The organism is Anaerocolumna sedimenticola, from assembly GCF_009931695.1.
GTDB lineage: Bacteria > Bacillota > Clostridia > Lachnospirales > Lachnospiraceae > Anaerocolumna > Anaerocolumna sedimenticola.
The window spans coordinates 2,740,354-2,752,935 of sequence record NZ_CP048000.1 but is presented as its reverse complement, the minus strand read 5'-3'; the positions used below and the strand labels follow the sequence as shown (position 1 = coordinate 2,752,935).

12 protein-coding genes are annotated in these 12,582 nt (G+C 47.1%); 8 read left to right on the top strand and 4 right to left on the bottom strand.

The features are described 5' to 3' along the window. Window positions 1–10: 10 nt before the first annotated feature. The 8 genes from Ana3638_RS12150 (at window position 11) to Ana3638_RS12115 (ending at window position 9,090) form a co-directional block, all read left to right on the top strand. Window positions 11–2,482: a fibronectin type III domain-containing protein gene (locus Ana3638_RS12150; protein ID WP_161838266.1), complete on the top strand. Its 2,472-nt coding sequence runs from the start codon at window positions 11–13 to the stop codon at window positions 2,480–2,482. Between the two features lie 76 nt (window positions 2,483–2,558). Next, entirely contained in the window at window positions 2,559–2,990 is a 432-nt protein-coding gene (locus Ana3638_RS12145; RefSeq protein ID WP_161838265.1) for a phage holin family protein, read from the top strand. Next, entirely contained in the window at window positions 2,987–4,405 is a 1,419-nt protein-coding gene (locus tag Ana3638_RS12140; RefSeq protein ID WP_161838264.1) for a hypothetical protein, read from the top strand. Before Ana3638_RS12145 ends, Ana3638_RS12140 begins: the two co-directional genes overlap by 4 nt. A 27-nt stretch (window positions 4,406–4,432) precedes the next feature. Further along, window positions 4,433–5,131 (top strand): N-acetylmuramoyl-L-alanine amidase, encoded by a 699-nt coding sequence (locus Ana3638_RS12135; RefSeq protein WP_161838263.1) that lies wholly within the window; start codon window positions 4,433–4,435, stop codon window positions 5,129–5,131. A gap of 137 nt (window positions 5,132–5,268) precedes the next feature. Then, window positions 5,269–5,490 (top strand): SHOCT domain-containing protein, encoded by a 222-nt coding sequence (locus tag Ana3638_RS12130; protein ID WP_161838262.1) that lies wholly within the window; start codon window positions 5,269–5,271, stop codon window positions 5,488–5,490. Window positions 5,491–5,540: 50 nt separating this feature from the next. Then, window positions 5,541–7,103: a recombinase family protein gene (locus Ana3638_RS12125; protein ID WP_161838261.1), complete on the top strand. Its 1,563-nt coding sequence runs from the start codon at window positions 5,541–5,543 to the stop codon at window positions 7,101–7,103. Continuing rightward, window positions 7,104–7,535 carry a serine integrase family protein gene (locus tag Ana3638_RS12120; RefSeq protein WP_161838260.1) on the top strand — a complete coding sequence of 144 codons (432 nt, stop codon included), beginning with the start codon at window positions 7,104–7,106 and terminating at the stop codon, window positions 7,533–7,535. Further along, window positions 7,522–9,090, top strand: a complete 1,569-nt coding sequence (locus Ana3638_RS12115; protein WP_161838259.1) for a recombinase family protein — start codon at window positions 7,522–7,524, stop codon at window positions 9,088–9,090. The genes Ana3638_RS12120 and Ana3638_RS12115 overlap by 14 nt, the downstream gene beginning before the upstream one ends. 287 nt (window positions 9,091–9,377) lie before the next feature. On the opposite strand, the gene Ana3638_RS12110 is transcribed toward Ana3638_RS12115, so the two are convergent. The 4 genes from Ana3638_RS12110 to Ana3638_RS12095 form a co-directional block, all read right to left on the bottom strand. Continuing rightward, complete coding sequence (locus Ana3638_RS12110) at window positions 9,378–10,031, bottom strand: flavodoxin family protein (protein ID WP_161838258.1); 654 nt, start codon at window positions 10,029–10,031, stop codon at window positions 9,378–9,380. A 180-nt stretch (window positions 10,032–10,211) separates the two neighbouring features. Further along, the gene (locus Ana3638_RS12105) at window positions 10,212–10,679 is read right to left on the bottom strand and encodes a class I SAM-dependent methyltransferase (RefSeq protein ID WP_161838257.1); all 468 of its coding nucleotides are present in this window, start codon (window positions 10,677–10,679) and stop codon (window positions 10,212–10,214) included. A gap of 1 nt (window position 10,680) precedes the next feature. Next, the gene (locus Ana3638_RS12100) at window positions 10,681–11,436 is read right to left on the bottom strand and encodes a MerR family transcriptional regulator (protein WP_161838256.1); all 756 of its coding nucleotides are present in this window, start codon (window positions 11,434–11,436) and stop codon (window positions 10,681–10,683) included. Window positions 11,437–11,549: 113 nt separating this feature from the next. Then, window positions 11,550–12,251, bottom strand: coding sequence for an MBL fold metallo-hydrolase (locus tag Ana3638_RS12095; RefSeq protein ID WP_161838255.1), 702 nt, complete (start codon window positions 12,249–12,251; stop codon window positions 11,550–11,552). Window positions 12,252–12,582: the final 331 nt, after the last annotated feature.

Below are 12,582 nucleotides of genomic sequence, written 5' to 3'. Positions count from 1 at the left end.
GTGAATTCCTATGGCAACCTATCAGGCTATAAATGCGTGTACCTGGCGTAACGGTAGCTGGATCGCGGGCGTAACTGATTACGTACGACAAGGGGTTTATCCTGAGGCTAATAATTATGAAAACGTTGGCGCCATGCTGTTTGACCTTACCAGCATCAGAAATACTTATGCGAACTATTACCCTACCTCTGCCACCATTCACCTTGTCAGGATAGCTGCGGGTGACTGGGGTTCTGCCAGAACCATGACGCTGTATGCCGGAAATGCGTACGGTATGCCAGCCCCCAGTTCGGGTTCAAGTGTATCCGGGAGCAGACCTACAAAGGTTACTGCCGGATATAACTACACTGTTTCCGCCGGACAGGGTGCCAAGGATATCGCCATTTCTACTGCTCTCATTGATTCCATCGGCAGCGGCGCCAGCAATTGCCTATTCATGGATGCGGGTTCCAGTACCCTCAACTATATGGGCTTTGGTGGAAGAGACGACTTAAGCCAGATTGTTCTGACCATTAACTGGGCAAGCCGAACAACGGCCTGCAGTGCGCCGACCTCCTGTTCTGTGAGCAGCACACTCTCGGAAGGCAGTGTAACCCTATCCTGGAGCGGAGCATCAGGCGGCACAAATAACGCTATATCCGGCTATGAAATCCAATACAGCGATTCTTCGGACAATATCACGTGGGGATCGTGGACGGCTCTTACCACAGTAGCCACTTCCGCTACCAGCGGGAGCGTGACAGTATCGCCGCCCTCCACAAGAGGCAATTACCGCAGATTCCAGGTGCGAACACGCGGCACAGCCGGGGCAAGCTATTACTCAGGCTGGAAGGTTTCAACGAACTCCGTCCGGAGGAATACGGTACCCAACCCGCCAACTACAGCGAGTGCTTCTCCCACAACGTACAGCGACGAAACCATTACACTAACATGGAGCGGAGCATCAGGCGGTACCAGCCCAATTAAGGGATATCAGATTGCCAGCCGCACATCTACGGATAACAGTACATGGAGCGCGTGGAATGTTCTGGCTACGCTGACCTTGGCGGCCAGTGGCGGCAGCTACACCCCGAATGTATCGAGAACACCAGGAACATATACACAGTTTGGCATCTGGACAATCGACACACTGGATGTTTACTCCTCCAAGAAGATCACGGGCAGCATCTACTGCGACATCACGGCCTGCGGAGCGCCGACCGCTTGCTCGGTAAGCACTACGCTGTCTGAAGGGAACGTCACTCTTTCGTGGAGCGGTGCTGCAAGCGGCGCGGGTAACGCCATCATATCCTATGAAATACAGTATAGCGATTCCTCCGACAATAGCGCATGGAGTGCATGGACAGCTCTGACTACCGTCAATACTTCCGCGACAAGCGGCAGCGTGAGTGTCAGCCCTCCGGCCATACGCGGCAATTACCGCCGTTTTCGGGTGAGGACCCGTGGTACCGCCGGTGAGGGCTTCTACTCCGACTGGACGGTATCAAGCAATAGTGTTCGCAGAAACACACTTCCTACACCGCCGTCCTCCTTTAACGCCACGCCTGCCATCTACGAGGTCAACACTGTAACTCTCGCATGGAGCGGCGCAGCTCCGGGTACCAGCGCCATCAAGCAGTATGTCATCCAGCGGGCTACCTCTACGGACGGCACGAATTGGTCGGCATACGAGGCGTTGGCGATTGTCGTTTCAAGTGCGACCTCCGGCACCTACGAAGCAACCGCTTCCCCTGTAGCAGGAACTTACACCCGATACCGTATCAGCGTTACCGACGTACTGGATGCCGTTTCCCCCTATGTGGTGAGCGGCACGGTCAAGAAAAACAGCCCGCCCGCCGCGCCATCAATCATATGCCCAATATCCGGCAGCTCCACTTACAACACCACGCCGCGTTTTATGATTACTACGGGCATTGAGCCGGATGGACAGACTCAAATCGTGGAAGTGAAGATTGATGCGGGACCGTGGAATAACAGCGTGGATAATCCCGAGAAGTTCTCTACAGGCGGCTATCTCGTGGGCGGCGCCAAAACAGTATATCAAGCGGAATCATTGCCTGTCGGGAACCATACCGTAGCCTTCCGCTGCCTCGACAGCGATATCGAGTCGTCAAGCCCGGAGGTCATCCGCACCTTTACAATATTGCCTTCGCCTTTTGAGACAATCACCGCAAACGTGACTCATGTGAAGGAGGCACATATCCAAGCACTCCGAACAGCTGTAAATACGGTACGCCACTATCACTGTCTGTCACAGGCGGCTTGGCGCGAGGTAATCATCGCAGGCAAGACCGCCGTCAAAAGCTGGCCGTTTCATATTACGGAACTTCGGAAAGCTATCGAACCGGTCATCACAATGATCAACGACTTCGATGCTTCGCCGACCTTTGATATCCCGCCCGTGACATGGCTGCCTATCGGAATGGGGCGGCCAAAAGCGGATGTGATGCAGCAGCTCCAAAACTTGATTCTGACACTATAAGGCATCACTTTCAGCGCTCTCGCTTTTCATGGGGGCGCTTTTCTTATAACCAAATTCATGAACGGAGGTGTTTTCAATGAAAGAGATTTGGAATTGGGTACAGCTGGCTCTTGCGGCTATTGGCGGTTTCCTTGGATGGTATCTGGGCGGTCTGGATGGCTTTCTCTACGCGCTGATTGCTTTTGTGGCCGTAGATTATCTGACGGGCGTGCTTTGCGCCATTGCGGATAAGAAGCTGTCCAGCGAGATCGGCGCGAGGGGCATCTTCAAAAAGGTACTCATCTTCGTGCTGGTAGGTGTTGCCCATATCCTCGACACGCAGATACTGGGCGGCAACAGCGGTGCTCTCCGCACGGCGGTGATTTTCTTCTACCTGAGCAATGAAGGGGTTTCCCTCCTTGAAAATTCGGCTCACCTTGGGCTGCCTATCCCCGACAAACTCAAGGCGGTGCTCCAGCAGCTTCATGGGCGAAATGAGGAGCCGCCCGTTGGAGGTGGCAGAACTTGATTGACCTGACAAAAGCGGCAACGGTGTTCATCGGGCGGCGCGGCGAGCACCATTACCGGCATCTTGAGTTTGACGTTTCCAGCTTGTTGAATGATACGTATCCCGGCGCCGCCTTAACCGCCATTTACAAGCGTCCGGACGGTGTCGCCTATCCCGTGGTCACGGACTACGCCAACGGCGTGCTGACATGGTCGCCCAGCGCAACGGACACATCACTCGTTGGCGTCGGGCGGCTGGAGATCAGGGTCACTTATGATGATGTTGTCGGGAAAAGCGTGCGTATACTCACCATCGTCGAGGAAGCCCTTGCGGATGGTATAGCCGAACCGCCGGAGCCTCCCGCCCAGGAGTGGCTGAATCAAGTGCTTTCAGCCTTGGCCGCGCTGAATGTGAATGACATATATAACCTGCTAAATCTCACTTATGACCTGTTAAATAACAACTATAATTTGCTAAACACCACACACGATCTTTTAGTCAGTGCCAACTCCCAGATCGACGATACGCACAATCTGCTCGAAGATGCCCGTGGCACGCTGTACACGCGGACGGGGATTCTGCTCAACCACTGGCATCCGGTGGAAACGGCTACGGCACCAGATATGGCGAGCCGTAGGGCGGCCATCACATTCACAAATATATCGGCTGGCAGCAACGTGGCAATAGGTCCGGTAACATATACCTTCGTTACATCCCTGGGCAGTCCCGCAGCAAACAATGTGCAGGTACTGATTCAAGACACCCTCCGTAATACCATCAGTAAACTTGCCGAAGCCGTAAGGGGCGTCCAAGATGACACGAATATTGCCTATGGGACAGGAACAAAACCGAATCCAGCATGTACCGCATATTGGACGAACCAGAGGTTTTCCATCGGTGATATTACCATTGCCCCTGGAGAGAGCCTGTTCTTGCTGGAAAAGGCTGAGGACTCGAACACAGCCTTGATGCTGACATCCACCGCAGCGGCAACAATCAACGCCTTTACCCGAGCGGCGTATCTGAGATACGTCATGTCTGGCAATGTCACAGGTGCTGGCGGTACCAACAGTATCAGAGGGCCATTGCACACAATACTACCTGTCGGCAGCGTGCCTATAGAAGGTCAAAGCGGTCTGCTTTTGCCGGTGGCTTACGACTGCCATCTGGTAACCCTTTGCCGCCAATCGGATACGAGTGAGAAAGAGCTGGACTTGTATATCTCCAACGATGAGCAGAATTTCACCAGAATCTCCCGGAGTACACCTATCGGAGCGGACAGCACCAATGAAGCCCAGCACATCCATATTGAAATGCGTCAGAGTCGGATTCCCGCCGGATATGGGCTGTACATCCGCTTGGGAAGCAACGGCACATCGTCGACCGCTTATTGTGACTTGAAGTTTACCTACCACCTGTATCCTGCAAATCTATAACACATTCCAATTTTGAGGAGAATTACGATGAATCTGCGAAAACAAATACTGACAAACAACGCCTGCTATAAGGCGGGAAAAACGATAACACCAAAAGGCATCATGGTTCACTCTACCGGGGCGAATAATCCTTGGCTGAAACGCTACGTAGCACCCGATGACGGCTTGCTGGGAAAGAACCAGTACGGCAACCACTGGAATCAGGATAAGCCTGATGGCCGTCAGGTCTGCGTCCATGCCTTTATCGGCAAGCTGGCGGATGGATCAATCGCAACATACCAGACTCTTCCGTGGAACCATCGCGGCTGGCACTGCGGCGGTTCAGGCAATGATACGCACATCGGCTTCGAAATCTGCGAGGATGGTTTGACTGACACATCTTATTTCGGCAATGTATATGCGGAAGCCGTGGAGCTTTGCGTATATCTCTGCAAGCTATACGGCTTGACTGAGAAAAACATCATCTGCCACTCCGAAGGCTATAAACAAGGTATCGCATCAAACCACTCCGATGTGATGCACTGGTTCCCGAAGTTTGGGAAATCTATGGATACTTTCCGTGCCGATGTTAAAAGACTTCTTACCGCCCCGGCGCCTACGCCCGGAGAGCCAAATAAGCTCTACCGCGTTCAGGTTGGAGCGTACAGCGTCAAGGCCAATGCCGAGGCGATGCTCGCCAAGGTTAAAGCAGCCGGATTTACGGACGCTTTCATCAAAACCGAATAAATGCCTTTCGATGTCGCCGGGTGATTGATTTCACCCGGCGGTTATTTTTTTACTTCATGTTTTCGGTACTCAAACCGCCCTCTTCTGTCCTGTGGATGGTGAGAGGGTTATCTGCCCTCCGATGGGAGGAAACGAATATGACAAACATTACAGGTGAAAAGCTGGAAATCAGTTACGAGAAAAAGCCGGTTCCGCAGGAACGGCTGCAGCATGAGTATGATTATTTTCTGGCTCAGCAAATATTAGAAGCCATGTTGAAAAACAACTTGATTACTGTGGATGAATTCAACAAGATAACCACACTAAACCGCCAATCTTTCTCACCTGCGCTGGCGCAGATTATGCCCAGATATCGTTGATATTACTTGGTTTCAGAGGTAATATGTCATGCTGACAAGGAGGTGAGAATTTGAAAAAGGTAACGAAAATCGCCCAAAATACGGCTGATTTCACCGAACGGCAAAAGCTGCGTGTTGCGGCCTACTGCCGTGTCTCCACCGACAGCGATGAACAGCTGGAAAGCCTGCAGGCGCAATTAAAGCACTATGAATCTTACATCAATGCAAATCCCGATTGGGAGTTTGCAGGTCTTTATTATGACGAGGGCATTACTGGCACTAAAAAGGAAAAACGGCCGGAGCTGCTTCGGATGATTGCTGATTGTGAGAATAAGAAAATTGACTTTATAATTACGAAGTCTATCAGCAGATTTGCCCGAAACACCACCGACTGTTTGGAACTGGTCAGGAAGCTGATTGACCTTGGTATTTTCATTTATTTCGAGAAGGAGAACATTAACACCGGGTCAATGGAAAGCGAACTCATGCTGTCAATCCTGAGTGGACTGGCCGAAAGCGAGTCGGTCTCCATCTCGGAAAACAACAAGTGGTCGGTAAAGCGCCGCTTCCAAAACGGCACCTTCAAAATCTCCTATCCGCCTTATGGCTACGATGCCGTTGATGGGAGGATGGTCGTCAATGAATCCCAGGCTGAAATCGTCCGGTTCATCTTTGCTGAAATCTTGTCAGGCAAAGGCACCCATAAAATTGCGGATGAGCTGAACCATCGCAAAGTGCCTACCAAGAAAGGTGGGCGCTGGACGGCAACAACCATTCGCGGGATGGTCGGCAACGAAAAATATACCGGCGACGCCATTTTTCAAAAGACCTATACCGATGAGCACTTCAATCGCCACACCAACCACGGTGAAAAAGACCAGTACCTTATTAAAAATCATCATGAGGCTATTGTCAGCCATGAAGATTTTGAAGCTGCACAGATAGCCATCGAGCAGCGCGGCAAGGAAAAAGGTGTAGTAAAGTATAACGAAAAATACCAGAGTCGTTATCCTTTTTCCGGTAAAATCATCTGCGGTCAGTGTGGCGGTAAATTCAAACGCCGAATCCATGGGAGCGGCAGAAAATACACCGCATGGTGCTGTTCCACTCACATTGCGGACATTAAAAAATGTCCTATGAAATATATTTCAGAGTCCGATTTTGAATACGCATTCGTCACCATGATGAATAAGCTCATTTTCGCTCATGAAGCTGTCCTCAAGCCGCTGCTTATGAGTCTGCGCGGAATAAATTCCGATGATAGTCTGGTGAATCTCCGTGAACTTGATAAGAAACTCGAAGAAAACACGGAACAGCGAAAGGTACTGGTGGGGCTTCTCACCAAAGGATACCTTGAGCCTGCCGTTTACAATAAGGGCAACAATGAATTGCTGCAGGAGGCCGAACGCCTGCAGCGTCAGAAGGAATCCTTAGTCCGCTTCTTAAACAGCGACACCCAACACTTAAGCGAAGTCAGTGAGCTGCTGCACTACACTTCAAAAGCGGTGATGCTGACAGGCTTTGACGGGGATATTTTTAAACGCTTTGTGGAGCGGATTATTGTTTATTCCAGGACAGAAATAGGATTTGAGTTAAAATGCGGCATTACGCCGAAAGAAAGGCTGGTGAAATAAATGGGCCACACACCATTTGGCTACCGGATTGAGAATGGGAAAGCCGTGGTAGACAAGGTCTCCGCCGAGCAGATAAAGATTCTATACCAATCCTATCTGTCCGGCGATTCTTTGGATACTGCCGCCGAAAAAGCCGGTATCAAATCCTTCCATGCCGGTATCGGCAGGATGCTGCGGAATGCCTGTTATCTTGGAAATGAGTATTATCCTGCAATCATTGACCCAGACACGTTTGCGGCTGCTGAAGCCGAGCGTAACAAGCGGGCTGAGAAACTGGGCCGTATCCGAGAACCAAAAGAAGAAACCAAGGTGGTCTTTCCCACTGCCTTTTATACAGAAGAAGCAAAACAGCAATTTGACGACCCGTTCCAGCAGGCGGAATACGCCTATAGTTTGATAGAAATGGAGGTGCATGAGGATGGAAGTCAGTAAGAATGTAACTGTGATTCCTGCGAGGAAGTACGCCCGAAAAAATAAAGATGAAGAAAAGCCGAAGCTCCGTGTGGCAGCCTACTGCCGCGTTTCCACCGACAGCGATGAGCAGGCCACCAGCTATGAGGCCCAAATTGAACACTACACGGCCTACATAAACGGCCATCCGGACTGGGAACTTGCGGGTATCTATGCGGATGACGGAATCTCCGGCACCAACACCAAAAAGCGCGAGGAATTCAACCGTATGATTGATGAGTGCATGGCAGGCCACATCGATATGGTCATTACCAAATCTATCAGCCGCTTTGCCAGAAACACGCTGGACTGCCTGAAATATATCCGCCAGCTGAAAGAAAAAAATATTCCGGTATTCTTTGAAAAAGAGAATATCAACTCTATGGATTCAAAAGGTGAGGTCATGCTCACCATCATGGCGTCCCTTGCCCAGCAGGAGAGCCAATCCTTAAGTCAGAACGTGAAACTGGGTCTGCAGTACCGCTATCAGCAGGGTGAAATACAAGTCAACTGCAACCGCTTCCTCGGCTATACCAAGGACGAGAATAAGCACCTGGTGATTGTCCCCGAGGAAGCAGAAATTGTAAAGCGTATCTACCGGGAATACCTTGAGGGAGCCAGCATGCTGAAAATTGCCCGCGGCTTGGAAGTTGACGGCATCCTAAACGGTGCCGGTAAGGAAAGGTGGCATACCAGCAACATCAACCAGATTTTGCGGAACGAGAAATATATCGGGGATGCCCTGCTGCAGAAAACTTACACAGTTGATTTCCTCACGAAAAAGCGGGTCAAGAACAACGGTCTTGTTCCACAATACTATGTGGAAAACAGCCATGAGGCCATCATCCCTCGTGAAATTTTCATGCAGGTACAGGAAGAACTGATTAGACGGCGCTGCGTCCATCTCAGCAAGAACGGTAAAAAGCGCAGTTACAGCAGTAACCATTGCTTCGCACAAATGATTATCTGTGGCAACTGCGGCGAGGTATTCCGCAGGGTCCACTGGAACAACCGTGGGAAGAAATCCATCGTCTGGCGGTGCGTCAGCAGACTGGAGAACACCGGCTTGTTCTGCGACGCCCGCACAGTCTCGGAGAGCACCATCGAACAGTTACTGGTCACCGCCATCAATGATACCCTGAGCGGCAAGGATACTTTCCTTACCACCCTGCAGAACAACATAACCACTGTCTTAAGCAAGGAAAATGACAAAACCCTGGCTGACATTGATAAGCGGCTGGAGGAATTACAAGCACAGCTATTAAAACTCGCCAGTTCCAAGGCCGACTATGAGGATGTTGCCGATGAAATCTATCACCTGCGAGACCAGAAGCAAAAATTACAGGTAGAAAACGCCAACCGAGATGAACTGCGAAAACGGATTGCCGATATGAGCGAATTCCTCCGGGAGCAGCCTACCGCCTTTACTGAATATAATGAGCCGCTTATCCGGCGGCTGATTGAAAAAGTGACCGTCTGCGAGGACAAATTCACCGTGGAATTCAAGTCCGGCGTGACGGTGGATGTGGAAAAATAAAGTAAAAAAGCAAGGCATCCTTCAAAATAGATTGTAGGGCCTTGCTCTAATTTGCTTTTCGACTTAAAATTTTGAGAATTTTACTTATAAAATCGCTTATCCTTTAAAGTAATCTGCTTATTATCTTTTATTTAACATTATAATTACAGCTTCATCATCCCAAACTATTGTAGGATAAATCACATCTGGCTTCCCCATAACGTTTGCCGATATTTCAAGCATTTCTATTCCGCATTAAACATGCATATTGCTTTCATCCAAACTATATATTCTATATTGTATCCGTCTTAGATATTGCTTTGTTTAGCAATCCTTGCCCCCATTTCAAAGGCCTTTTGACAATCAATTGGGAATACTTCTTCACGCCTTCTCGCCTTTTCATCCGCATTAAATAATGTTGATACATATTTTGAATAATCATCAAATTGATAAGTATCTGTAACAAGTAAAGTTTCCGACGAACCAAAAATATGCTCCATAAACATCTCACTAAACTTAAAATGCTGTTCATATCCTAATTGTGACATTTGGCTTTCAGTAGCACCCATAGTATAAATAAAGCCTGTATATATTCTTTTTTTCAAAAGAGCTGGTGGTTCTGCTTCATATACTACATATGGATAAAGCAGCCTTTCCATAAATGCTCTCATTTCAGCTGAAGCAGTTCCAAAATATACCGGTGAGCCGAGTATAATGCCATCTGCCTCCTCAATACTCTTGAGTATAGGAGTTAAATCATCCTTAACAGCACACTTGCCATAGCTTTTCCCACCTTTCATTTTACAAGCAAAGCAACTGATACAGCCTTTGTAATTAAGATCATAAAGATGAATGAGTTCTGTCTCTGCGCCCTGTGATGCTGCCCCTTCAAGTGCTTTGTTTAATAAAATTGCCGTATTCCACTCTTTTCTTGGACTCCCGTTAAATGCTAATATCTTCAAAGATTATCCCTCCATATTAAAATGTCTTTCTAAACACAAAATAATATTCATTATCCACATATTCCATCCCACTACTTGAATTCTTCATATTTTTTAACGGCATACTATGCTCCTGCAGTGCTTTAAGCATTTTTTCACCTATACCATTTTCAATGCGGTATTTATTTCCCTTTCTGCGGATCAGTGCCTCCAGTCTGACAGATGAATCCCTAAAGCCTGCTGAGCATCTTTGTGATGGTTGTTTGATACAATAATTCCTCCAGGCTTTATATATTTCTTACAGGATTTTGTTATACCTCCGGCATAGATTGAGAGCAGCAAATCATAGTTGTTTTCTCTCACCGGAAGCTTCTTAGTATAGTCATTATGAATAAATTGAATATACGCTGACTGCTTATATTTTTTATTGCTGTTTACAATGCTCAATATATTTTGATTATCCTGAAAAAACCCCTTCGCTGTTTCGCTGATATCAACATAAACAACATGCTGAAAATAGAAAGAAGGAGTTATATGAATAGAGCACCCGGGATATAATACTGTGCCGCAGCCGTATTCATCTCTTATTAACTCGAATAGCCCTGCTCTATCAAAATTCAAAGCAGAATAAAACCTATTGTAAGAATCAGTAATTCCAACGTGTTTCATGTTAATCACCTACATAAAAATCGATTGCACTTTTTAAGAATTCGGGAAAGTTTTCTCCATACTGTTCCATATAGTTTCTATACAACGGATTATCAACATATAAAGCGCCCAATAGTTTTAATAGGTCATTATTGCACCGAATAAGGTTATAATTGATAAACTCTTTAAACTCTCCTATAAACCCTTGTATTTCTGGATTCTCCGGCCTTTTATCCATTCTTATGGCTATTTCATTTAGAAGGCCCTCCATTTTGGACATGATAATTGTCCAGTCATCCTTGGAATACCCTGATGTTTTTACGCCACACTCCTCATCTGCATGAGGGAATAGATGGACCATTAAATCTTTTTTCAGTTGATCCTTGTTCCGGCTTATTTCAACCAAATCCAATGAGGTAAAGATATTTAGACCTTTGGGATTCTCTCCTTGCTCGAAGGAAATAATTGACTTATTAATAGCACCCATTAAAGCATCTATTTTTTCTCGCTTTTTTGTTAAGATTTGTTGCTGCATTTTCAACACTTCCAACTTGTCAGCATTTGAGGAGTCTAATATTTCTTTTATCTCCTCCAGAGAAAAATCCAGTTCTTTATAAAACAATATCTGTGAGAGCTTTTTTATGTCATCTGTTGTATATAATCTATATCCAGCTTGTGATACATTTCCCGGTTTAAGCAACCCAATTTTGTCATAATAGTGTAACATTCTGACACTTACCCCTGACATATCAGAAATCTCTTTTACCTTGTAGTACATGTTATCTCCTCCACATGCATTATAAACTATGACACCGTGTAAGAGTCAACCTAATTTTAAATGATTTAAATGATTTATTGTCATTAAGTATTTTTGTTTGTTTTGCAAAATTTTTATAATGTCAAAGTAAGAGTCCCTCCGTGGTAGCAATAATAAACCTTTGCCTTAAGTGACAATAATTTCTCCATAGATTTTGTAGTCTGCTCAATGTCCAACGTAAACTGCGGGTTTGCGATAACAGGCTTACCGTCCTCCAGCGCAATTGCATCACCAGTTATAACAATCGAGTCCTTTTCCATAAGAAGCGAAATATGCCCGGGTGTATGACCGGGCGTCGCAAGAATCCTGCATCCTTCGCACCAATCCATACGTTCTCCGTCACACAGAAAAACATCTACCTGTACCGGCTCAACCCGACGTAGCATTTCACAAAATGCCTTACCAAAATCCTGCTGCTCAGGCGGAAGTGTTTTCTGCATTTCTTCTGCTTGACGCAACCGCAACGGTTTTTCGTGAGCGGAAATGAATGGCGCTTCTACAGCAGAAGCATATATTTTCACATGAGGGTTTATCCTTTTAAGGGCGGCAGCCGCCCCCATATGGTCATGATCATGATGAGTCAGCACAAGGCCGGTTATTTGCTCTGCTGACAATCCGTGCCGCCGCAGCTCCTTTTCAAGGTAGGGGAGTGATCCGATAAAACCGCAGTCGACAAGAATAATGTTTTGTTTATCCCAAAGCAAGGTTGGATAAACTGTATTCTCAGTATTGCCAAATGACATAGTTATGGGAAAACTTAAAATCTTATATTCCATAATAATTTTGTGACCTCCTTTTATATCTGATAGCGAATGCTAAGTAGTCTAAATAATGCCCAGCCTGCATTTCGGGCCGTCAAGAGTCTTAATAATGACTCAATATCCAACCTGCTCTGTCAACCTCAAAAATTTCAAAAAACGTCTATCCTGCTCTGTCACGAGCACCTGACATCTAACCTGTACACTCACCGGACTATGACATCTAACCTGCTCTGTACGCTTAAAAATCCGCTCCGTGGACTTATTCCCACGGAGCGATATTTTTACGGTTTTCGCACAGATGATTTTTACTCTCAAAACCCAAAAAGCCCTTATTTCAAGGCTTTTC